This is a genomic window from Streptococcus mitis (assembly GCF_022137125.1).
Classification (GTDB): domain Bacteria; phylum Bacillota; class Bacilli; order Lactobacillales; family Streptococcaceae; genus Streptococcus; species Streptococcus mitis_CE.
The window spans coordinates 133,886-155,767 of sequence record NZ_JAKNEQ010000001.1; the positions used below are offsets into that span (position 1 = coordinate 133,886).

Genomic DNA, 21,882 nt, shown 5'->3' on the forward strand with positions numbered 1-21,882 from the left:
GATGGTTTGGATAAAAAATAAGCCTCGAGTTAGTTCGAGGCTTAAACTGTTTTAATTACCAGCATAATATTTTTGGATTCCCTTGACAATCCCTTCAACTAGTTTATCTTGGTAGTCACTGCTGCGGATTTTTTGGTTTTCTTCCGGATTATCCATATATCCCATCTCTAGCAAAACAGCTGGTTTAGCTGTTTCACGGAGAACAGCAAAGGTTGCTTGCAAGAGCCCAGCATCCCTAGCTCCAGTTTCAGCTAGCAGTGAAGAATGGATATCGGCTGCGAGACGATTACTTTCACTCATCCGTTCAGGGTTGTTGTGCCAATCCTTGTTAATCTTGCTAGGGAAACCAGGTTCATCCTTGTAAGAATAGGTCTGGATACCCAGATTAACGGTTGTATCATTCCCTTTTGCATTGAAATGAAGGCTGATGAAAAAGTCTGAATTGGTCTTGTTGACCATACGAGAACGCTCGGTAATAAAATCAACATCTATGTCACTGTCTCGAGAGGTGAGAACGGTATAGCCGAGTCCTTCTAGTCGTTTACGTAGCTTACGATAAACCTGTAGGTTCAATTCTTTTTCAGCTATGCCATAGTAATAAGCCCCGCGATCCTTACCACCGTGACCTGGATCGAGAAAGATAGTTTTAGAGTAATGTCCTTTTTGAAAACCTTGTGCTAATTCACGAACCCATTTTCCATTCCCTTGGAAGAGCTGGTTTTTACCATCCACAGCATAGGTTCCTGTAACATACACACCATCGTCCTTAAGATAGTACCAAGCTTGATAGTCTGGGTCGTAGATCCATTCCTTATGGGCCATGTAGCCACCAGATTTGAGGTAGTAGGAACCAATCCATTGTTTTTGGGCATAGCGTCCGCCAGATTTTAGGTAAAACCAACTAGAGTAGTTTTGGTCGTAGACCCATTCCCTATCTGCCATAGCACCACTGGATTTGAGGTAGTAATCGCCTTTCCAGACATTGGCCAACATTCTACCGTAGCCATCAAAAGCATACCACTTGCCATTGATTTGGCTCCATTGGTTGGATAAATATTTACCTGAACCATTGATATAGTACCAATTATTTCCCATTTGGTACCAGCTGTTTTCAAGCAAGTAGCCATGACTATCAAAGAAATAACCATCATAGAGAGTATCTGTAAATTTGACCCCAGTTTGACTATAAAAAGTCCACTTGTTCCCCTCTTTTACCCAGCCAGTTTGTATAGGTTGATTGGGTTTAGTTTCCCTAGAAAGAGAAGGTTTGCTTTCTTGCTCACTTGAACTAGCTGTGCTCGACGAAGTTTCTGTACTAGCTTGAGAATTGCTAGTAGAAGTATTTGTAGAACTGTTAGTAGAATGACTAGTGGAAGTATTTATTGAGCTACTAGTTGAACTAGTCATAGGGGCAGTAGTGGAATGACTCGTATCGTCAGCTAAAACGACTTGGCTTGATAAGCCAAGAACAGCCAAGGCTAAAAGTGTCAGTCTTTTGTGTGATTTCATGTTGTTTGCCTTTCTAGAGAGATGAAATTTCAGTAATTATCGTAAAAAAACTGTTTATATTACCATTATACATTAAAAGGTTAGAAAATTACCAAAATATCAAACCTTATTTTAAAAAAGATGGAGAAAATAAGGATTAAAAATCCAAAAAATACTTTTTTTTTTTAGCAAAATTTAAAAATATGTTATAATAAAAGAAAAATAATAAAAGGAGATTTTTATGAAAAAAAGTGAATGGATTGATGCTTTTGAATCAATTCAAGGAAGGAAACCTACTCCTCAAGAGTTTCAGGAGGCTATGGAAAGACAGGAATTTGTGGATGAAGTAGATACTCATTGTCCAAAATGTAAGATGGATAATCCGACAGGAAGTCCATTTTGTCCTAACTGTGGTACAAAAATGGATGGTTCTGTAAATCGTGTTTTGGATTCAGCGGCAGGAATAACTGGTTCTATAGCAGATAAGATTAATGCTTTTACAGGAGGAGATGGTCAAGTTGAGCTGAAAATGCGTGATTTATTTAGTCAGGCGTTTAAATCTCATACTCGTTCAGAAGCAGAGTCTATATTTGCTTGTGGCTCTGCAAATACAACTCCTCTTCCTGAGGACATTTCAAAAGAATGGCCAAAACCTTGGTATTTTGTTAGAGTATTTGGAGTGCTTGCGTTAACAACAATTGCTCTTTACCTAATGTATGTAAATTTTAATAATTATAATGCGTTTCCGGGTTTGATTTTTGTGTCATCTCTTGCAGGAGCTATACCAGTTTTGTTCTTTTATTTTGAATGTAATTCTCCGAGAAATATTGATATTATGTCAGTTATAGAGATATTTTTCTTAGGTGGTGTATTGTCTTTACTGTTGACACTGATAATTGGAACAATATTTCCTGGAGGTACTGGTGAATTGATTCCATCTATGATAACAGGTTTAGTTGAAGAAGTTGGTAAGGTACTTGCAACAGCTTATTTTATTCAAAAATTTAAAGATAAGCGCTATATTTTAAATGGTTTATTAATTGGAGGAGCAGTAGGTGCAGGATTTGCAGTATTTGAAACAGCAGGTTATGTTTTTCAAAGTGCTTTGATACCATTCAATTATGAAGGAGTAACGACGTTTCTTTTTAATCCCAATCCTACTTCTCCTCTCTCAACTGCAATTTTCCGAGGAATGTTAGCATTTGGAGGTCATGTTGCTTGGGCGGCAGTCACAGGTGCCGGACTTATGATGGCATTAAAGAATCAAAAGGTATTTTCATGGAATGCAATCTGGTCTGGAGAATCATTTAGATTTCTAATCTTGGTAATTGTTTTACATGGTTTGTGGGATATGGATTTTGTCTCTTTGCCAGTTGATAATCAAGGAAATTTAATAGCAACAGTAGAGCAAATTTCACAGGCTGAAATGATTAAATATATTCAATATGGTTCTCTAGCCATTCTCGTTTGGATTATTATTTTAGTAATTATTAATCGTGGATTAAAAGAAATTAATGCTATAACAAAAGAGAGTAATACTTTAAGGCTAAATGAAAGAGGTCAATAATGAAAAACAAATTTATATTTTTACTTTTATCTACTAGTTTATTTCTAACTGCTTGTAGACCTGCAACAAAAAAAACAGAAAAGCCAGTAGAAACTTCATCAAGTAAAGTAGAACAGAGTCAGTCAACTTCAGATGATAAAACAAAAGCAGACTCTCCAGAAGAGAAAAAAACAGCCCCATTTGATCAAGTAAACAAATTCGACAATACTAAATCAAGTAAAGGTGTACTTGATGACAAAGGAATTTATCGTTATGATTTTTTAAATAAAGATGATGCGGTTTATGATGCAATGTCTTACCAAGAAATAAAAGACATACTTCCTGTACATGAACAAAAACAGATAGATGTTACTCTTGCTACAAACTTTACTATCGCTGGACATAATTTTAACTTCAAAGATTTGACAGTTGATAAGTTATCAAATTTATTAATTGGGCAAGACTTCAGTAATCGAACAACAGAGGTTTCAGGAGGTAAAACAGCTACAGGTAGTATACAATTGCCTGATTCAAAAATAGAGATTCAATTCAATTCTGTTAATCAGGAGAGAAGAAAAAATCTTATCGGTAATACATTGATTACTGCTATATCTGTTTCTAATGATGAATTTTTTAGAAGCGGTGAAAAAGAAGATTTTGGTGAGAAAGTTGCATACGAGGGGATTAATTTAAATATAACTCGAACACAGTTCCTCGAAAATATAAAAATTAAAAATCCTATTTTGAATGGACAATCATTCAATAAAGGAAAAGAGTTTAAAAAAGATGCTAGCAGAACAGAAATTTCATATTTCTTACAAAAAAGAGATCTTAAAATTCCTAATTCAAACGACTCATTTGTAAAATTTACATTTGAAAATGATATTTTACAAAGTATTGATGTCGTTGCAGATCCAAGTTATCTAGGAATTTCAACAGAGTAAAAGGTTCTTACTCTAAAAAAACAAACTAACAAGACTGGTTACCTGTCCTAGATAGGTAACTGGTTTTTCTTTTGGGATGAATCCTCTTTTTCTAGTTTTCATATTCTTAAAAAAGTGATAAAATGGTAGGAAGAATTGGAGAGTAGAGATGCCGAAAGAAGTGAATTTAACAGGCGATGAAGTTGTCGCTTTAACACAGAAATATTTATCGGAAGAAGATGTGGCTTTTGTCCATAAGGCCTTGGTTTATGCCGTTGAATGCCATAGTGGTCAATATCGCAAATCAGGTGAGCCTTATATCATTCACCCTATCCAAGTAGCAGGTATTTTAGCCAAACTCAAGCTGGATGCTGTAACGGTAGCTTGTGGTTTCTTGCATGATGTGGTAGAAGATACAGATGCGACCTTGGACGATTTGGAAAGAGAGTTTGGTCCTGATGTGCGGGTAATCGTAGATGGGGTTACCAAGCTTGGTAAAGTTAAATACAAGTCTCACGAAGAGCAGTTGGCAGAAAATCATCGCAAGATGCTCATGGCCATGTCTGAGGATATCCGTGTTATCTTGGTCAAACTGTCTGACCGCCTGCACAATATGCGGACCCTGAAACATCTTCGAAAAGACAAGCAGGAGCGCATTTCCAAAGAAACTATGGAAATCTATGCTCCACTTGCCCACCGTTTGGGGATTTCCAGTGTCAAATGGGAGTTGGAAGACTTATCTTTCCGTTATCTCAATCCGACAGAGTTTTACAAGATTACCCATATGATGAAGGAAAAGCGCAGAGAGCGTGAAGCCTTGGTGGATGAGGTGGTCACAAAATTAGAGGAATATACGACAAATCGTCATCTAAATGGGAAGATTTACGGTCGTCCCAAGCATATTTACTCGATTTTCCGCAAAATGCAGGATAAGAGAAAACGTTTTGAGGAAATCTATGACCTGATTGCCATTCGCTGTATTTTAGATACCCAAAGTGATGTTTATGCCATGCTTGGTTATGTGCATGAACTTTGGAAACCAATGCCAGGTCGTTTCAAAGACTATATCGCTAACCGCAAGGCCAATGGTTATCAGTCTATCCATACGACTGTCTATGGGCCAAAAGGGCCGATTGAATTCCAGATTCGGACCCAGGAAATGCACGAGGTGGCTGAGTACGGGGTTGCGGCTCACTGGGCTTATAAGAAGGGCATCAAGGGGCAGGTTAACAGCAAGGAATCAGCCATTGGTATGAACTGGATCAAGGAGATGATGGAGCTCCAAGACCAGGCTGATGATGCCAAGGAATTTGTGGATTCAGTTAAGGAAAACTATCTGGCAGAGGAGATTTATGTCTTTACCCCAGATGGAGCTGTCCGTTCCCTTCCCAAAGATTCAGGACCGATTGACTTTGCCTATGAAATCCATACAAAAGTCGGGGAAAAAGCGACTGGTGCCAAGGTCAATGGTCGCATGGTTCCACTGACAACCAAGCTCAAGACAGGGGATCAGGTTGAAATTGTCACCAACCCCAATTCCTTTGGGCCGAGCCGTGACTGGCTCAACATGGTCAAGACCAGCAAGGCGCGTAACAAGATTCGTCAGTTCTTTAAAAACCAAGATAAGGAATTGTCTGTCAACAAGGGTCGTGAAATGCTGATGGCTCAGTTCCAAGAAAATGGCTATGTGGCCAATAAATTCATGGACAAGCGTCATATGGACCAAGTTCTGCAAAAGACCAGCTACAAGACAGAAGAATCCCTCTTTGCAGCCATTGGTTTTGGAGAAATCGGTGCTATTACTGTCTTTAACCGTCTGACTGAAAAGGAACGCCGTGAAGAAGAACGTGCCAAGGCCAAGGCGGAAGCAGAAGAGCTTGTCAAAGGTGGCGAGATCAAGGTTGAGAACAAAGAAACCCTCAAGGTTAAGCATGAGGGTGGAGTGGTCATTGAAGGTGCCTCAGGTCTCCTAGTGCGGATTGCCAAGTGTTGTAATCCTGTTCCTGGCGATGATATTGTCGGCTACATTACCAAGGGTCGTGGTGTGGCTATTCACCGTGTGGACTGTATGAACCTGCGCGCTCAAGAAAACTACGAGCAACGTCTCCTTGATGTGGAATGGGAAGACCAGTATTCAAACTCAAATAAGGAGTATATGGCCCATATCGATATTTATGGCCTCAACCGTACAGGACTGTTGAATGATGTACTGCAAGTTCTTTCAAACACAACCAAGAATATCTCAACAGTCAACGCCCAACCAACCAAGGATATGAAGTTTGCTAATATCCATGTGTCCTTCGGTATTGCCAACCTCTCTACATTGACCACGGTCGTGGACAAGATTAAGAGTGTGCCAGAAGTTTACTCTGTCAAACGGACTAACGGTTAATTGCCCTAGCTCTTACTAGAAAGGCTATTATGAAAATCATTATCCAAAGGGTTACAAAAGCCCAAGTGAGTATCGAAGGTCAGGTTCAGGGAAAAATCAATCAGGGACTCTTATTGCTGGTTGGTGTTGGACCAGAGGACCAAGAGGAAGATTTGGACTATGCTGTGAGAAAGCTTGTCAACATGCGGATTTTTTCAGACGCAGAAAGTAAGATGAACCTGTCTGTCAAAGATATTGAAGGAGAAATCCTTTCTATTTCTCAGTTTACCCTCTTTGCGGACACCAAGAAAGGCAATCGTCCAGCCTTCACAGGCGCAGCCAAGCCTGATATGGCATCAGATTTCTATGATGCATTCAATCAAAAATTAGCGGAAGAAGTTCCCGTTCAGACAGGTATCTTTGGAGCGGATATGCAGGTTGAGCTGGTCAATGACGGTCCAGTTACCATTATCCTTGATACGAAAAATAGATAAGAAAGACCAAGCCCAGTCGGCTTGGTTTTTCTTATCTATCACAAAATACTCCAAAATGAAATCGTTTCTTGATAGGCTTTTGGGAAGTCTCTTTTCAGGCTTTGGCTTATGCGATAGGAAGAGATGAGATGACCTAGGATTAGGAGAGTTCCCAGAAGGAAAAGTGGGATACCCCTTAAAAACAGCAAGGAGAGAATGATCAGGCTATCCCATAGAAGGATTTGTAAGGCAAAGCGCCAGAATCTCGGTCTAATCTGGGAATAAAGGTGACTAAAGTGGTCACAAAGTTGGTTGGAAAGATAGGTCAATAGCACAGGATGAAAGAAAATGAGCCAACCACTATAAATCAACATCCAATCCCAAGTAAGTCCCTCTTTAAATGTCAAAAATGCCAGCATGATTCCATCAATGACAAGGAGTTGAATGCTTTTGATGAAGATGATTTTTTTCATGCTAGAACCTCCTTCTCCTTAGAGACACTTCCATAAAGAAATGCGTTTGTCATAAAAGTCTGGATAGTTGTTTCTTAGGTAGTCCGCTGTCCTATAATAAAAAGTAGAATGGCAAGCAGTGATGATTGGCATAAGAGAGTAAAAACGCTGAGAACTAACGAAGGCTAAAAGGACAAAAAATAGAAAGTCGCTGATGAGCACCCCTAAATAGTAGAAGCGAATCTTTTTATTGATTTGAGGATAAATCTCAGCGAATTGATGTTTGAGTCGGACAACCAAGCGAAATAACAGGAGTCCTTGAGCAAGGATGAAAATAAAACCAGTGAGCAAGAGCCAGCCCAAAGCTGTCTCGGGTCTAGTGCTGAAGAATGCAAATAGTAGCAAATCGATAACTGCAATTGCTGTAAAATGGATTCTACAGAGTTTTTTCATAAGATGACCTCCCTCTTTTATCTAGCTTCATTCTACTCCAAAAGAATGGGAGTTTCAACTAAAATGATAAAAAATTTTAGTAAGGAGATTCTATTCGATTTCTTTATTTGAGTTTCCTCTTATTGTTCCACTTCTTCATCATTCCAGACAAATAAAGCTCCGATTGCATTGAGGATATAAAAGATGTATTTTCCGATATTGGCGAAATTTCCTTGAATGCCAGCCTTTGTCAGCTGCACAAAATTGTAAATCAACCAAAATCCCCACTGAGTTGTCAGTTTCAATGCATTCAAAGCATTTGCAATGAGGGACAGTGCAAAGGCAATAGTTGTCACGTAGGCAAGTAGATTCATCTTACTACCATAGCCGATATAGTTAGTCACAAAGGCGAAGAGGAAGGCGATGATGGAAATGATAATGGCCGCTAATTTTAGCTGTTTTTGGCTCATTTGGTTGGGTCTGCCTTCTTGCGAAGCTTCCCATTTCTTAATAGCAAAGGTATAAATGAGGAAGGTGACGGGATAGGTGATAATAGCCGCCTTATTTCCAAGGATATAATCAATGGTACCAGACAAAATGGTATTAATAATACCAAAGTAATTTCCCCATTTGCTTAATTTCCCCGTGAAACGAGTGGACAACATGGAAATCCCAACGTTGGTTACGGAAATGAATCCAAAGGGAACAAGAGCTGTCCATGGTCCCCAGTCTACGAATTTGTCGAGTCGTGAGTTGAGGTAACCAGATGCGATCGCAATTCCAACGACCAAAGCAACCCCAAAGAGGTCAAACCATTTGGATGTCGCAAAAATTTTTAGTGATTTTTTCATAGGTTAAGGTATCTTTCTTGTTTTTTACATCGATTTTATAACAAAATGAAAGTAAAATCAAATAATAGAAATAAAACCCTGAAAATTAAACTTTCAGGGTTGGTAGGGGGACTTGAGAAATTAGTTGATTTTCTCGACATAGAGTTGTTTGGCAATGTCCATATTCACTTGTAAATCTTCATTTTTAGTGAGGATAGTGAAGGTATTGCTGAAGCCATCAAACTGCTTGACTTGGAGCGAATCACCGATGTGAAGTGAGTGTTTATCCAAATAATTGAGAATGTCAAAACTATCGTGCACCCGAGTCAGGTGGTAGGCGCCAGCTTCCTTGATGTCAGCTAGTGGCAGGTTATTGATTTCAACTAGGAGTTCTCCCTTGGCAGGAATGGTTCCTCCGTGGGGGCAGGTTTTAGGGAAACCTAGCAATTTATCCAGTCTTTCCACGAACAGGTCAGATACAGTGTGTTCCAAGACCTCAGCTTCCTCGTGAATCTGGTCACTTGTATAGTCTAAATGATGAACTAGAAAAACTTCAATCAAGCGGTGTTTACGATAGAGCTCAGAGACCAGTTTGAGGCCGAGGTCAGTCAGTAGATAGCCACATTCCTTGTCCTTAAGGATGAGATTTTCGCTCTTCATCCGTTTAATCATTTCAGTTACGGCAGGGGGAGAGACTTGCATGCGGGCAGCAATTTCCTTGTTGGTAATCTTATGCAAATCTATGCCAATTTCATAAATACATTTTAGATAGTCTTCTTTATTCGGGGTCATTCGCTTCCTCTTGTCTAATATCTTTATCTAGTATATCAAAAAAAGCTAGATTTCTCTAGCTGTGACTTTTTATGTTATACTTATTGCAAGAGAAAAAACGAGGAGATGGATATGACGAAAATAGCTCTTCTTTCAGATATTCATGGAAATACCACCGCCTTGGAGGCTGTTTTGGCAGATGCTCGGCAGCGAGGAGTGGACGAATACTGGCTTTTGGGAGACATTCTCATGCCAGGGACAGGGCGTAGAAGGATTTTGGACTTGTTGGCTCAACTACCGATTACGGCTAGAGTTTTGGGAAACTGGGAAGACAGTTTGTGGCATGGTGTCCGCAAGGAATTGGATAGTACTCGTCCCAGTCAACGCTATCTCTTGCGCCAGTGTCAGTATGTTTTAGAGGAAATTTCCCTAGAAGAAATTGAACTGCTCCACAATCAACCTCTCCAGATTCATCGTCAGTTTGGGGATTTGACGGTGGGAATTAGCCATCATCTTCCTGATAAGAACTGGGGGAGAGAGTTGATTCACACTGGAGAACAAGAGGATTTTGACCGCTTGGTGACCAATCCGCCTTGTGATATTGCTGTCTATGGTCATATCCACCAGCAGTTGCTTCGTTACGGGACTGGTGGGCAATTGATTGTCAATCCAGGTTCGATTGGGCAACCTTTCTTTCTAGATGCCCAGTTGCGGAAGGACTTACGGGCCCAGTATATGATTTTGGAGTTTGATGACAAGGGCTTGGTAGATATGGACTTCCGACGGGTGGACTACGATGTGGCAGCTGAATTGCAGCTAGCTAAAGACCTCAAACTTCCCTATTTTGAGGTTTACTATGAAAGTCTGGTCAATGGTATCCACCATACTCATCATCAGGAATTTCTGAGAGGATTGGCCCAGAAAGAGGGCTATGATAGGGAATTAGATGCTTGGTTGAAAAGTGGTAATAATTGACATTACAACCAAAAAGGGTATAATAAAAGAAAGAGAAGAGTAGAGGTAGGCTAGCCTCGTAAAAAGGAGAAGAGTATGCAAATTCCAAGTAGATTTACCATTGCGACTCATATGCTGATAATCATTGCTCTAGAGGGGAAGGAAAGCAAGGTGACCAGTGATTTTCTGGCTGCTAGTGTCGGGGTCAATCCTGTCATTATCAGAAAGACCTTGTCCCAGTTGAAGAAGGCTGAACTGATTTCAGTAGCGCGCGGAACAGGGGGAACAGAGATTGTTAAGGATCTCAAAGACATTAGTCTTTTAGATGTTTATCAAGCGGTCGAATGTCTTGGTAAGACAGGCCAACTCTTCAGTTTCCATGACAATCCAAATCCAAATTGCCCAGTTGGAGCTCATATTCATGATGTTTTAGATCAAAAATTGGAGAGAATCCAGCTGGCTATGGAGGCTGAACTTGGTCAGACCAGTCTAGAGCAAGTCGTGGCTGATGCAGAGAGTCAGATGAAGGAGTGATTTCTTCTTTAAAACAAAAAAAGCTTGTGAGAAGGTTTATACCTTTTCATAAGCTTTTTATCTATTTTTCCATGCTTGGTAACGGGTATCAATCAATAATTGGGTAAGGCGTCTCATGGTTTCCCTTTTTTCTGGAGTGAGGGATTGAGCTTGGACAAAGAGATGATGGATGTGTTCAATAGCTTTGAAGGAAGATAGGTCATTGATGGAGTTAATGCCAGCATCTAGAATAGTTCCAAAGAAGAGGTCGAAGTAGAGCTGGAGTTCTTCATCAGGGACTGTGGCCACCCACTCCTTGAAGGTTGTGTCGACTTGTTGGCTATCACTGTTGGTCTTATCCAGTTGGACAAAGTGCTTGTCCTCAATTTGCCAACTAAAGGTATCGTGCTGGGCGATACCACCTAAGGCAGTACTCTGAACGATAATTTGGTGGGCAGGAATTTCCAGTATCATACCGATAATGGAACCTTGTGGAATGAAGACCTTTGTTCTATCCATTAGCCTTTGATAGCCCTCGGTCTGTGTCAGTTCTTTGTGAAGACCAGGCGCATCAAAGGTATAAACTGCTGTGATTTGATTTTGCAAGTTACTCTCAATTTGACTAGCAGCATAGATAGCTAGATTTCCTCCCTTGGAATGCCCAGCCAGAATGACCTTTTGCTTAGGATGGTGGACAAAAAAGTTCTCTAAATAGCATAGGGCGTGCTTTTGAGCAGGAATTTCCTTCATATAGGTCATGTGGAAATCTTCCTTCCAGCCAATGATACTGTCATCAGTCCCTCGAAAGACAATCAGATAGGTATCGAAAGTGAGGCGGTAGGTCATAGCCGCAAATTGCTTTTGCAGTTCAGGGTCGATGTCGTTGATAAAATAGGAGAGTTTGCAATTTTTGAAGCGCTTGTGTTGAGCTAGCTCATCCAATAGCTGGAGGCGATTTTTGCTGGTCAACATGCTGGGTTCCCTTGGAACCTGAAGTGCCAAGTCTAAAAGTCGCTGAGGACTTGCGGAGACTAGATTATCAAAGGAGAGGTAGGTGGCTTCTGTTAAGGCTAGGATGTCTAACTCATTCAAAGGAAGGTCGTAAAAGGAATCGTGTGCGACATCTTTCAGATAGTCAAAAATATTGGCCATAGGAGCTCCTTTCTCTATGTTTATCCTACCATATTTACATAGAATTAGCTAGTAGGCTTGTTTAGCCACTCTGCAAAATGACCTAGTAGTTAGGGATTGATTCAGATATACAGAAGACAGATTGCTTTTATTTCAACCCTCTAAATGAGCTAACTTGGATATTTTTGTTATCAATGCCATTTTCCTTTAAAAAATTCTTCATCTCATTTACATCATCAGGCTGACCTGTGATGAGATAGCTGGCTTGATTGCCGTATTCATCAATAGCACGTTTTAAAAATGCTTGACTTTGAGAAAATTCATCGCTAGTTTTATAAGTAAAATTTGATGTTTTTTGAGCCAGTTCCTTCATCTCATTATCGAAAATAGTAACTCCTTTGTCAAAATGGTTGAGAATAATTGGAGCTTTACCAGCCCGTTCTTTGATAAGGGGGCGTAGAGCAGAAATACCAACATCAGCTGCAAAGCAAACTAGTGGCTGATTCGTATCTTTAACGGTTAAAGAGGAATCAAGCCAACTCATCTCAATCTCACTTCCAGCCGGTAAATGTGTCAAGGTTTCTTTAAAGTGGCTACCACTATTATGCGTTAGAATGAGGATTTCATCTTCATCAGGTGTGGAGGCAATGGTGAGCCATCGACTGCTCTGCTCTCCCTTAGCTTCGTTTTTCCTAGCAGCGGACGACGTATCAGGGAGTGTAAACTTAGCAAAAGCCCCAGCTTTCCAGGTTTCACGACTCGGCTTTGTGATATGAATTAAATACAGATCTCCGCTGGGGTTTTCGATGGATTTTATCGATAAAGTTTGACTTCGTCCAAGATAGGTAATGATTCCCCAAGATATAAAGCCGAGCACTCCAAGTGTAGTTAGAATAATTATGAACATTTTTTTCCCTCGTTTCATTTTTAACTCCTATAGTGTAGTAATTTTCTATGAATGAATAATATTTTTTTTCATTCAATAATTTCCAAAAAATAAAGAAAAGATTTCTTTATTTCAGTATTCCTTTAATGAAGTTGGTTGCTAGTATTTCTACAGTTTTGCTAATATCTGGAAAATCTTTTTCCGTGATATGCATATCCATGTAGTAAAATAGGTTGTAAACTTGTAAAATCTCTTGAATCTTTTCTGGAGAATACCCATCAGCCTGCATACGATTTGTAAAAGTTTTTACTAGAAATTGATGAAATGGATTTGCGACTTTGCCCTCTTCTGAGGAATAGTAGCTATGCAACTCATCTGCTATGGCAGGATTGTACCATTCTGCAAGGATTTTATTGGAAGAAACGAGTGCTCTGGACTGAGCAAAGAGTTGACTAATAAGATCAATCATATCAATTTCCCAATCCAGTTCTTCGATCATAGCTTGGCGAACATGGTTGTTTTCATCTATATAGATGTCTAGAAAAATGGCTTCTTTACTCTCGTAATAGTTATAAAAAGAGCCTACTGCCATACCAGCTTGTCTAGCAATATCTGAAATTCCTGTCGCCTTGTAACCTTTTTTCGAAAAAACGTCATAAGCCGCTGTTTTTAAAGCTTGTTTTTTGTCCAATCTGACCTCACCTCCTTCAGATATGAATGAATATCAGATTTCGTTCATTCGTATTCTAGCAAATCTTAACTGACTTGTCAATAAGAAGGATAAATGAATTAGTTTAAAGCAATTACATTTATAAACAGAAGAGTTACATAAATTTACAAGGCATTTATTTTAATGAGATTACTCATTTAAAATCTATTCCTTAAGTAAAAGAAACACGGACTAAATAAGCACAAAAAGGGAAATATAGGATAAGGCTGGAACTATAGTTAAAAATAAGGTATGATATCAATGGGATTATTCTCTATTTAGCTTTTGTTTCCGAATTTGGATTTGAAAAATAGATAGCCAAATAGTTGAGATACTAATCCATAGATTTTTTATTAAGGTTTTTATAGTTTGAACAAGAGTAAAGGAGGAGCGCATGCACAAGATTTTATTAGTAGAAGATGATCAGGTTATTCGTCAACAGGTCGGGAAAATGCTCTCTGAATGGGGATTTGAAGTGGTCTTGGTAGAAGACTTTATGGAAGTTTTGAGTCTTTTTGTCCAGTCGGAGCCTCATCTGGTCCTCATGGATATTGGACTGCCCTTGTTTAATGGCTATCACTGGTGTCAGGAAATTCGCAAGATTTCCAAGGTCCCCATCATGTTTCTGTCTTCGAGAGACCAGGCTATGGATATCGTCATGGCAATCAATATGGGGGCGGATGACTTTGTGACCAAGCCTTTTGACCAGCAGGTCCTTTTAGCCAAGGTTCAGGGCTTGTTGCGTCGTTCCTATGAGTTTGGGCGAGACGAAAGTTTACTGGAATACGCTGGTGTTATCCTCAATACCAAATCCATGGATGTACATTATCAAGGGCAAGTCTTAAATTTGACCAAGAACGAATTCCAGATTTTACGCGTTTTGTTTGAGCATGCAGGCAACATCGTAGCGCGTGATGACCTGATGCGAGAACTTTGGAACAGTGACTTTTTCATTGATGATAATACCCTCTCAGTTAATGTGGCTCGTTTGCGTAAAAAGTTGGAAGAGCAGGGCTTGGTAGGATTTATCGAGACCAAGAAAGGGATAGGGTACGGACTGAAGCATGCTTGATTGGAAACCATTTTTTCTAGCCTATCTGCGTTCCCGTAGTCGTCTGTTTGTCTATCTGATTTCTTTGACGTCTCTGCTCTTACTCTTTCAGTTTTTATTTGCCAGTTTGGGAATTTACTTTCTCTACTTTTTCCTGCTATGTTGCTTTGTAACCATCTTATTTTTCACTTGGGATATATTGGCGGAGATGCAGGTCTATCGTCAGGAACTTCTCTATGGTGATAGGGAAGCCAAGTCTCCTTTGGAAAGAGTTTTGGCTGAGAAATTAGAAGCGCGTGAGATGGAACTCTATCAGCAGAGGTCAGATTCAGAAAGAAAACTGACGGATTTGCTGGATTACTATACCTTGTGGGTCCATCAGATTAAGACCCCCATTGCAGCCAGTCAACTCTTAGTTGCAGAAGTAGCCGACCGCCAACTGAAGCAGCAATTAGAACAGGAAATTTTCAAGATTGACTCCTATACCAATCTAGTTTTACAATACCTGCGTTTAGAAAGTTTTCATGATGATTTGGTCTTAAAGCAGGTTCAAATTGAGGATTTGGTCAAGGAAATAATTCGTAAATATGCTCTTTTCTTTATTCAAAAAGGCCTAAATGTCAATCTACATGACCTTGATAAAGAAATCGTGACGGATAAGAAGTGGCTGCTAGTGGTTATTGAGCAAATCATCTCAAACAGTCTCAAGTACACCAAGGAAGGTGGTCTGGAGATTTATATGGAGGGGCAAGAGCTTTGTATCAAGGATACGGGAATCGGGATAAAAAACAGTGATGTCCTCCGAGTCTTTGAACGTGGTTTCTCAGGATATAATGGACGCCTAACCCAGCAGTCATCTGGACTTGGACTTTACCTATCTAAGAAAATTTCTGAAGAATTGGGTCACCAGATTCGCATCGAGTCTGAGGTTGGAAAAGGAACGATAGTGCGGATTCAGTTTGCTCAAGTAAAGTTAGTCCTTGATTGAGAAGAGACAATGAGTTTTTACCCAATCTCTTTTTGCTATATTTCAGGATATTTGAAGACTGTTTTTTACAAAACTAATAATAGAATTTTTAATACGGAATATAGTATAAATACTGGTTCAAAGTGAAGTTTTGTATGCTTTATACTTTTGTTGAGTATAAAATCTATAAACTAAGGGTTAATTACAAAAATTAATTTGAGATGAAGTGAATTGTAGACTTGGGAAATGTCTCCTATTCGATTTCAGAATGAATCGTTGATACAGGATTAAAAGAACTGCAGCTTTCTTTTTATTTTGAATGAGATAGGTGTATATAGATTTGTGTAACTGGTGTAGAACTGTTTCCAAGAATTTATTGAATGTATCGAATACACACATCCTATTGATTTTGAACCAGTTTTTAATTTCTAAATGTTATAATAGTTTTATCAAGTAAAAGGAGACTACCATGATTGGAGACAATATAAAATTCTTACGAAAATCACATAATCTGATATAACCAGAATTTTCACGGATTGTGGGTGTGTCACGAAATAGCCTAAATCGTTAGAAAAACTGAAAAAGCTTACTTTCAATAGAAGTGTTGGAAATATTCATTTTACATCTATCAAAGAAACATGGGATAGACCTATATTTTACAAAATAGCAAATTATATTTTGAATGATAGTAAAAACTGCAGAACTTGTGTGATTTACAATTATTGCACTCAATGTCTGAGTATCGCACTATCTGAAATAAGGAATAGTAGAGATTGTTCTGAGATATGTAAAAAAACGCATTAGCAAGGAGTATCGTATATGCTACCATATCTTAAAACTATTAGATGGTATCTCTTCTTTAATTTTCTTTTTGGTGTAGTATCGAATATCTGCACAGCTTTGTTACCGTATTTCACGCAGGCATTAATCAAAGGGGATTATCAAGTAGCTCTATATGGTTACTCTATGTCAGTGGCAGGCTATTTGAGTTGTAACTATATCCAAATGATACTTGATTGGAAGCAGGGGATTATCTTTTCGACTACTTTGAAAAATGAGTGGTTTCGTTCACTTCTGGGACTCAGTCACCACGATTTCAAGCAGAAAACAGTAGCAGAGTATATTTCCTTTCAATCTAATGACCTAGATTCGTTGGAAAAGGATTACCTTCCTCCATTGATGAGTTTTATCAAACAAATTTTACGTATCATCATTTACGCTTTCATTATTAGCAGAACAATTAATCCTATTGTATCACTGATTTTAATCTTTTCCACTGGAATTAGTATTCAAATTCCTAAAATCGTTGGGAAGTTGACCGCTAATCGTAGACAGGTTTACTTGAAAAAACAAGGAGATTACTATCGAACTTTGGAGGATTTGCTCATGGGACATCATTTGGTAAATAAACTAACTATGTCGCATTTTTTGAATCAACAAAAGAGATCTCTAAAGAATTTGCAGGATAAGTATTTTAAGTATGGTTTGACAAAAATTACAGGCATCTTATTGACAGGTGTTTCTTTTGAATTCATTAGTCTTGTTCTGTTTATTTATTTAGCCTACTCTCTATCTCACCAGCAACTCGGTATTCCTGAGGTGGTGGCGAGTTTCGGATATATTAATGCTTTTTCTGAACCAATACAGGAAATCCTTTATGATTTACAAATGTTAGAGTCCGTAAAGCCTGTAATCAAGAGTTTTCAAAACATTGTTGGGAGACCCGTTTCAGTTCAAGCACCTCAACATTCTTTTGATACGATTACTTTGAAAAATATTTCCAAACAACTGGGAGAATCAAAATTGATAATTACTTCCGCTACGATTCAAAAAGGGGATAAAATTGCGCTTATTGGTAAGAATGGGTCTGGAAAAAGTAGTCTTCTCAACATTTTAAATGGAACAGATGAAGATTTTGAAGGACAAATTGTGCTAGATGGGCTTGTTTTGGACCATCTTTGGGGAAGATTCGGTATGATTCTGCAACAAGAACATACATTTATTTCAAGTTATGAAAATAATGTAACGCTATTCAATAGTTTCAATGAAAAATTCAGAGAAGAAGATTTTGAAAAAATTCCACCACAATCCCTGTCAGGTGGTCAGCAACAACGAATGTATTTAAATCGTGAGAAAAATCGTAAAAATCCATTGCTTATCCTAGACGAACCTTTCTCTGCCTTGGATACTAATCAGTTTAAAATGGAATTGGAAAGAGTTCTGGAACTACCAAGTGCCGTCATTGTTACTTTACATCGCCAAAACGAATTATTAAGTAAGTTTGACCAAGTTTGGGAAATTAAGAATGGAGAACTTGTAATTTTGAAATAGCTAAATTATAAAGAATAAAACACATAGTATTAAGGAGAGATATCGTTTTTCTTCTTCGGATAAGGATACAAAAATTTCTTCCTTTCTCTATCTTTTAAATTAATTGATTTCTTCAGAGAAAGACTGTAAAATTTTTGATATAATGTTAAGAAGGGACTGATTCAAGACAGTCATATCTGGTCTTTCTTCCAGTCATTTTTCAAACAATATCAGTTGATAATCAGCTTAAATCAGATCTATCAGTTTGTCTATCTTTCTCTGATGGAGATCATGTCCTATCTTCACTTTAATTATTGGAAAAAACGGCTCGGTCAGGAGCTAGTATGAATAAGGAGAACAAATGAGACGTTTAAAAATGTTATGGCATATTATACAGGTTACGGGTTTTACTCGGTTTGCTCTGAGTTTTGTGACCTTTGTTTTTGGGTCAGGAGGCGTGCTTTTCCTAGTTGAACCTGCTATCACAAATTACGGAGACGGTCTTTGGTATGCTTTTGTGACTTCGACGACTGTCGGCTACGGGGATCTCCTAGCTGTGACCTTGATTGGAAGGATTACCAGTGTCTTCTTGACGATTTATGGGCTCATATTTTTTGGCTGTTTATCAGCTGTTATTATTAATTATTATACCGATTTAAATAAGGAAAGAGGAGAGGACAAATGACTGCCAATTATTCAACACGGGAATACCGTGAGAAATTATACGATGACCTTCATGTTCGATTGAGAGATACAGCGATTTTGATGTGTGCAATTTTTATTGCCTCTATCGGTCTAAATATGAATTCAACAGCTGTTATTATTGGAGCCATGTTAATTTCACCTCTCATGACACCGATTGTTGGACTGGGATTCGGTTTAGCTATTTTTGATACGCGTTTAATCAAGCAATCTCTAGAGGTTTTATTGACTCAAGTGTTGGTCAGTTTGCTTGTCTCGACTCTGTATTTCTGGATTTCTCCCTTGTCTTATGCAAGTAGCGAGTTGATCGCACGAACCTCTCCAACCATTTGGGATGTTCTCATTGCTATTGCTGGTGGGATTGCTGGTGTGATCGGTTCAAGGAAAAAAGAAGCAAACAATATCGTGCCAGGAGTAGCCATTGCTACAGCTTTGATGCCACCTATCTGCACTGCTGGCTATGGTTTAGCTAATGGGAATGTACGATTTTTATTGGGGGCTCTCTATCTTTTCTTGATCAACTGTGTCTTTATCATGCTAGCCAACATTGTTGGAACAAGAATTATGATGAGAAAATCTCCTTTAACTTCATTTAAAGAGCTGAGCATTAAAATGAGAATTGGCTTGATTTCTTTGATTGTATTGTTGATTCTTCCAGCTAGCTATTCGGCAGTTACTCTGACAATAGAACAAGCGCGCAAAGAAGGGATCAAACAGTTTGTAGGAAAAGAGTTCGCCAATTATACGGTTATTAATCAAGTCTACAAGTCAAGTAACAATGAATTGGTCTTGACGGTTGTTGGAGATCCGATTTCAGAAGAAGAATTAGAAACACTCCACCAAAAACAAGCCTCTTACGGTATTCAATCTGTTCAATTGAAAGTGAATCAAGTTCAGAACTCGCCAACATTAGATAGTGAAGCGACCAAGGAATTTTATGAAAACATTGACAAGTATATTGATCAAAAACTCTCTGAAAAAGATTCACAAAACGATCTCGTAAAAGAAAATGAAGCAGACAAGGATTGAGGATACTGACTTTATCTAACTCATGAAAGTAAATCTTGTGTGGTGGTTTGGTCAATCACTACTAGCTCGGATTAAATAATACTCTTCGAAAATCAAATTCAAACCACGTCAGCGTCGCCTTACCGTACTCAAGTACAGCTTGCGGCTAGCTTCCTAGTTTGCTTTTTGATTTTCATTGAGTAAAAATATAAAAAGCAACAGCTGAAATAGTTGTTGCTTTTTAGGTAGCTAGGATTTTATCTCTTATTTCTCAACGCGTGATTTGTTGGCGATATCAGCTAGGATAGCTTGAACAAAGTCATCAACTGAGACAGTTTGTGTTTCTTTTTGGCCATAGCGACGAACGTTAACAGTTCCGTCTTCCATTTCCTTGTCCCCAACGATCAATTGGTAAGGAATCTTGCTTGTTTGTGACGCACGGATCTTGAACTGCATTTTTTCATTGCGCTCATCTACATCTGCACGGACACCACGGTCACGGAGTTTTTTAGCTACTTCCCATGCGTAGTCCACGTGTTTTTCGTTAGATACTGGGATGAGAGTTACTTGGTGAGGTGCTAGCCATGTTGGGAAGGCACCCTTGTAGTTCTCAATCAAGATAGCTGTGAAGCGTTCCATAGTTGAGATAACTCCACGGTGGATCATAACTGGACGGTGCTCTTCACCATCAGCTCCGATATATTTAAGGTCGAAGCGTTCTGGAAGCAAGAAGTCAAGTTGGATAGTAGAAAGAGTTTCTTCTTTTCCAAGAGCGGTCTTAACTTGAATATCCAATTTTGGTCCGTAGAAGGCTGCTTCACCTTCGGCTTCAAAGTAGTCCACGCCCATTTCATCAAGGGCTGCACGAAGCATGGTTTGAGCATTTTCCCACATCTCATCGTTGTCAAAGTACTTGTGAGTATCTTGAGGGTCACGAAGAGAGAGGCGGAAGCGGTATTCAGTCAAGTTGAAATCTTCATAAACATCGATAATCAACTGAAGGGCACGCTGGAATTCTTCTTGGATTTGTTCTGGAGTCACAAAGAGGTGACCGTCGTTGAGTGACATTTCACGTACACGTTGAAGACCAGTGAGGGCACCAGATTTTTCATAACGGTGCATCATACCGATTTCAGCAATACGGATTGGCAACTCACGGTAAGAATGAACATGGTGTTTGAAGACTTGGATGTGGTGCGGACAGTTCATTGGACGAAGGACAAATTCTTCCCCGTCACCCATGTCCATAGTTGGGAACATGTCTTCTTGGTAATGATCCCAGTGACCAGAAGTCTTGTAAAGTTCAACAGAAGCAAGTGGTGGAGTGTATACGTGTTGGTAGCCAGAAGCCAACTCTTTGTCTACGATGTAGCGTTCCAATTCACGACGGATAGTCGCACCATTTGGCAACCAGAATGGAAGTCCTTGACCAACCTCTTGAGAAATCATGAAGAGATCAAGCTCTTTACCAAGTTTACGGTGGTCACGTTCCTTAGCTTCTTCACGCATTTGAAGGTAGTTTTTCAAGTCTTTTTTGTCAAACCAAGCTGTACCGTAGATACGTTGCATCATAGCGTTGTCGCTATTTCCACGCCAGTAAGCACCTGCTACATGGAGAAGGTGGAAGATTTGGATACGGCCTGTTGAAGGGACGTGTGGGCCACGGCAAAGGTCTACATATTCACCCTGACGATAGATAGTCAAACCGCCTTCGTCTTCTGAGTGTTCTTCAATCAATTCCAACTTGTAAGGGTCGTTTTTAAAGATTTCACGTGCCTCGTCTTTAGTCACTTCTTCACGAATTGATGGGAAGTTTTCTTTGACAATTTTTTGCATTTCTTCTTCGATACGAGGAAGGTCTTCGTTAGAGATTTGACCAGCTGTGTTGTCAGTATCGTAGTAGAAGCCGTCCTCGATGGCTGGACCAACACCCAAGTGAATGTCTGGGAAAAGACGACGAGCTGCTTGGGCAAACAAGTGAGCGGCTGAGTGACGCAAGATTGGAAGGGCATCTTCGTGATCAGGTGTCACGATTTCGATGCTTCCATCTTCAGTGATAGCACGAGTAGTGTCGATGAGTTTGCCGTTGAATTTACCAGCCAAGGCCTTTTTAGCTAGGGAATTGCTGATAGATTGGGCAATTTCAAAAGTTGTAACGCCAGATTCGAATTCACGAACAGCGCCATCTGGGAAAGTAATGTTAATCATGATGTTCTCCTTACTTATATTATTGACGAATGTGTTAACCCTATTCTGAAAACAGGGACAGAGGACTGTGAAAGCTAGAAAAACAAAAAGCGACATCCTCGAAAGGACGTCGCAACGTGGTTCCACCTTCATTTATGTACCTCAAAAGAGAGGGACA

Annotated in this window: 20 protein-coding genes and 1 pseudogene; 11 read left to right on the top strand and 10 right to left on the bottom strand. The window is 39.3% G+C overall.

The features are described 5' to 3' along the window. Positions 1 to 51: 51 nt before the first annotated feature. Positions 52 to 1,509 (bottom strand): N-acetylmuramoyl-L-alanine amidase, encoded by a 1,458-nt coding sequence (locus L0P31_RS00660; protein WP_238095334.1) that lies wholly within the window; start codon positions 1,507 to 1,509, stop codon positions 52 to 54. Positions 1,510 to 1,729: 220 nt separating this feature from the next. Between L0P31_RS00660 and L0P31_RS00665 the strand changes: the two genes are divergently transcribed. The 4 genes from L0P31_RS00665 (at position 1,730) to dtd (ending at position 6,822) form a co-directional block, all read left to right on the top strand. Continuing rightward, positions 1,730 to 3,055 carry a PrsW family glutamic-type intramembrane protease gene (locus L0P31_RS00665; protein ID WP_084925684.1) on the top strand — a complete coding sequence of 442 codons (1,326 nt, stop codon included), beginning with the start codon at positions 1,730 to 1,732 and terminating at the stop codon, positions 3,053 to 3,055. Beyond that, the gene (locus L0P31_RS00670; protein WP_084925683.1) at positions 3,055 to 3,978 is read left to right on the top strand and encodes a hypothetical protein; all 924 of its coding nucleotides are present in this window, start codon (positions 3,055 to 3,057) and stop codon (positions 3,976 to 3,978) included. Before L0P31_RS00665 ends, L0P31_RS00670 begins: the two co-directional genes overlap by 1 nt. A gap of 148 nt (positions 3,979 to 4,126) precedes the next feature. Then, a complete protein-coding gene (locus L0P31_RS00675; protein WP_238095335.1) occupies positions 4,127 to 6,349 on the top strand; it encodes a RelA/SpoT family protein in 2,223 nt (740 codons plus the stop codon). 29 nt (positions 6,350 to 6,378) lie between these two features. Next, positions 6,379 to 6,822, top strand: a complete 444-nt coding sequence (gene dtd, locus L0P31_RS00680; RefSeq protein WP_153198713.1) for a D-aminoacyl-tRNA deacylase — start codon at positions 6,379 to 6,381, stop codon at positions 6,820 to 6,822. Between the two features lie 38 nt (positions 6,823 to 6,860). On the opposite strand, the gene L0P31_RS00685 is transcribed toward dtd, so the two are convergent. The 5 genes and pseudogenes from L0P31_RS00685 to L0P31_RS00700 form a co-directional block, all read right to left on the bottom strand. Further along, entirely contained in the window at positions 6,861 to 7,274 is a 414-nt protein-coding gene (locus L0P31_RS00685; RefSeq protein WP_153198714.1) for a hypothetical protein, read from the bottom strand. An 18-nt stretch (positions 7,275 to 7,292) separates the two neighbouring features. Then, a complete protein-coding gene (locus L0P31_RS00690; protein WP_238095337.1) occupies positions 7,293 to 7,706 on the bottom strand; it encodes a hypothetical protein in 414 nt (137 codons plus the stop codon). A gap of 119 nt (positions 7,707 to 7,825) precedes the next feature. After that, a complete protein-coding gene (locus tag L0P31_RS00695) occupies positions 7,826 to 8,536 on the bottom strand; it encodes a nicotinamide mononucleotide transporter (protein WP_238095339.1) in 711 nt (236 codons plus the stop codon). Continuing rightward, positions 8,493 to 8,676: pseudogene (locus tag L0P31_RS09390) on the bottom strand (hypothetical protein). The gene L0P31_RS00695 and the pseudogene L0P31_RS09390 overlap by 44 nt, the downstream one beginning before the upstream one ends. Further along, complete coding sequence (locus L0P31_RS00700) at positions 8,657 to 9,307, bottom strand: metal-dependent transcriptional regulator (protein WP_238095341.1); 651 nt, start codon at positions 9,305 to 9,307, stop codon at positions 8,657 to 8,659. Before L0P31_RS00700 ends, L0P31_RS09390 begins: the two are co-directional and overlap by 20 nt. A gap of 111 nt (positions 9,308 to 9,418) precedes the next feature. Between L0P31_RS00700 and L0P31_RS00705 the strand changes: the two genes are divergently transcribed. Beyond that, positions 9,419 to 10,261, top strand: a complete 843-nt coding sequence (locus L0P31_RS00705; RefSeq protein WP_238095344.1) for a metallophosphoesterase family protein — start codon at positions 9,419 to 9,421, stop codon at positions 10,259 to 10,261. 75 nt (positions 10,262 to 10,336) lie between these two features. Next, on the top strand, positions 10,337 to 10,774 hold the full coding sequence (locus L0P31_RS00710) for an Rrf2 family transcriptional regulator (protein WP_001166788.1): 438 nt from the start codon (positions 10,337 to 10,339) through the stop codon (positions 10,772 to 10,774). Positions 10,775 to 10,831: 57 nt separating this feature from the next. Here L0P31_RS00710 and L0P31_RS00715 read toward each other — a convergent pair whose 3' ends face one another. The 3 genes from L0P31_RS00715 to L0P31_RS00725 form a co-directional block, all read right to left on the bottom strand. Continuing rightward, on the bottom strand, positions 10,832 to 11,905 hold the full coding sequence (locus tag L0P31_RS00715) for a DUF2974 domain-containing protein (protein WP_238095346.1): 1,074 nt from the start codon (positions 11,903 to 11,905) through the stop codon (positions 10,832 to 10,834). A gap of 127 nt (positions 11,906 to 12,032) precedes the next feature. Beyond that, positions 12,033 to 12,809, bottom strand: coding sequence for a ferredoxin reductase domain-containing protein (locus L0P31_RS00720; RefSeq protein WP_238095348.1), 777 nt, complete (start codon positions 12,807 to 12,809; stop codon positions 12,033 to 12,035). Positions 12,810 to 12,897: 88 nt separating this feature from the next. Continuing rightward, positions 12,898 to 13,461 carry a TetR/AcrR family transcriptional regulator gene (locus L0P31_RS00725; protein ID WP_238095350.1) on the bottom strand — a complete coding sequence of 188 codons (564 nt, stop codon included), beginning with the start codon at positions 13,459 to 13,461 and terminating at the stop codon, positions 12,898 to 12,900. A 412-nt stretch (positions 13,462 to 13,873) separates the two neighbouring features. Here L0P31_RS00725 and L0P31_RS00730 point away from each other — a divergent pair, with 412 nt between their 5' ends. The 5 genes from L0P31_RS00730 (at position 13,874) to L0P31_RS00750 (ending at position 19,538) form a co-directional block, all read left to right on the top strand. Beyond that, positions 13,874 to 14,551 carry a response regulator transcription factor gene (locus L0P31_RS00730; RefSeq protein ID WP_000548993.1) on the top strand — a complete coding sequence of 226 codons (678 nt, stop codon included), beginning with the start codon at positions 13,874 to 13,876 and terminating at the stop codon, positions 14,549 to 14,551. Beyond that, positions 14,544 to 15,518 carry a HAMP domain-containing histidine kinase gene (locus L0P31_RS00735; RefSeq protein WP_004255622.1) on the top strand — a complete coding sequence of 325 codons (975 nt, stop codon included), beginning with the start codon at positions 14,544 to 14,546 and terminating at the stop codon, positions 15,516 to 15,518. Before L0P31_RS00730 ends, L0P31_RS00735 begins: the two co-directional genes overlap by 8 nt. 798 nt (positions 15,519 to 16,316) lie before the next feature. After that, positions 16,317 to 17,828 carry an ATP-binding cassette domain-containing protein gene (locus L0P31_RS00740; RefSeq protein WP_033682171.1) on the top strand — a complete coding sequence of 504 codons (1,512 nt, stop codon included), beginning with the start codon at positions 16,317 to 16,319 and terminating at the stop codon, positions 17,826 to 17,828. Positions 17,829 to 18,168: 340 nt separating this feature from the next. Beyond that, positions 18,169 to 18,492 carry a potassium channel family protein gene (locus L0P31_RS00745; RefSeq protein ID WP_001253404.1) on the top strand — a complete coding sequence of 108 codons (324 nt, stop codon included), beginning with the start codon at positions 18,169 to 18,171 and terminating at the stop codon, positions 18,490 to 18,492. Beyond that, on the top strand, positions 18,489 to 19,538 hold the full coding sequence (locus tag L0P31_RS00750; protein ID WP_049500985.1) for a DUF389 domain-containing protein: 1,050 nt from the start codon (positions 18,489 to 18,491) through the stop codon (positions 19,536 to 19,538). The genes L0P31_RS00745 and L0P31_RS00750 overlap by 4 nt, the downstream gene beginning before the upstream one ends. Before the next feature lie 243 nt (positions 19,539 to 19,781). Here L0P31_RS00750 and thrS read toward each other — a convergent pair whose 3' ends face one another. Further along, a complete protein-coding gene (gene thrS / locus L0P31_RS00755; protein WP_000608345.1) occupies positions 19,782 to 21,725 on the bottom strand; it encodes a threonine--tRNA ligase in 1,944 nt (647 codons plus the stop codon). Positions 21,726 to 21,882 lie beyond the last annotated feature (157 nt).

What these genes read in the sequence shown, in the direction of transcription:
- L0P31_RS00665 (WP_084925684.1), top strand. Translation starts at nt 1,730, where the DNA reads ATGAAAAAAAGTGAATGGATTGATGCTTTTGAATCAATTCAAGGAAGG.
- L0P31_RS00710 (WP_001166788.1), top strand. Translation starts at nt 10,337, where the DNA reads ATGCAAATTCCAAGTAGATTTACCATTGCGACTCATATGCTGATAATC.
- L0P31_RS00685 (WP_153198714.1), bottom strand. Translation starts at nt 7,274, where the DNA reads ATGAAAAAAATCATCTTCATCAAAAGCATTCAACTCCTTGTCATTGAT.
- L0P31_RS00690 (WP_238095337.1), bottom strand. Translation starts at nt 7,706, where the DNA reads ATGAAAAAACTCTGTAGAATCCATTTTACAGCAATTGCAGTTATCGAT.
- thrS (WP_000608345.1), bottom strand. Translation starts at nt 21,725, where the DNA reads ATGATTAACATTACTTTCCCAGATGGCGCTGTTCGTGAATTCGAATCT.
- L0P31_RS00745 (WP_001253404.1), top strand. Translation starts at nt 18,169, where the DNA reads ATGAGACGTTTAAAAATGTTATGGCATATTATACAGGTTACGGGTTTT.
- L0P31_RS00740 (WP_033682171.1), top strand. Translation starts at nt 16,317, where the DNA reads ATGCTACCATATCTTAAAACTATTAGATGGTATCTCTTCTTTAATTTT.
- L0P31_RS00730 (WP_000548993.1), top strand. Translation starts at nt 13,874, where the DNA reads ATGCACAAGATTTTATTAGTAGAAGATGATCAGGTTATTCGTCAACAG.
- dtd (WP_153198713.1), top strand. Translation starts at nt 6,379, where the DNA reads ATGAAAATCATTATCCAAAGGGTTACAAAAGCCCAAGTGAGTATCGAA.
- L0P31_RS00675 (WP_238095335.1), top strand. Translation starts at nt 4,127, where the DNA reads ATGCCGAAAGAAGTGAATTTAACAGGCGATGAAGTTGTCGCTTTAACA.
- L0P31_RS00670 (WP_084925683.1), top strand. Translation starts at nt 3,055, where the DNA reads ATGAAAAACAAATTTATATTTTTACTTTTATCTACTAGTTTATTTCTA.
- L0P31_RS00720 (WP_238095348.1), bottom strand. Translation starts at nt 12,809, where the DNA reads ATGAAACGAGGGAAAAAAATGTTCATAATTATTCTAACTACACTTGGA.
- L0P31_RS00660 (WP_238095334.1), bottom strand. Translation starts at nt 1,509, where the DNA reads ATGAAATCACACAAAAGACTGACACTTTTAGCCTTGGCTGTTCTTGGC.
- L0P31_RS00705 (WP_238095344.1), top strand. Translation starts at nt 9,419, where the DNA reads ATGACGAAAATAGCTCTTCTTTCAGATATTCATGGAAATACCACCGCC.
- L0P31_RS00750 (WP_049500985.1), top strand. Translation starts at nt 18,489, where the DNA reads ATGACTGCCAATTATTCAACACGGGAATACCGTGAGAAATTATACGAT.
- L0P31_RS00735 (WP_004255622.1), top strand. Translation starts at nt 14,544, where the DNA reads ATGCTTGATTGGAAACCATTTTTTCTAGCCTATCTGCGTTCCCGTAGT.
- L0P31_RS00695 (WP_238095339.1), bottom strand. Translation starts at nt 8,536, where the DNA reads ATGAAAAAATCACTAAAAATTTTTGCGACATCCAAATGGTTTGACCTC.
- L0P31_RS00715 (WP_238095346.1), bottom strand. Translation starts at nt 11,905, where the DNA reads ATGGCCAATATTTTTGACTATCTGAAAGATGTCGCACACGATTCCTTT.
- L0P31_RS00700 (WP_238095341.1), bottom strand. Translation starts at nt 9,307, where the DNA reads ATGACCCCGAATAAAGAAGACTATCTAAAATGTATTTATGAAATTGGC.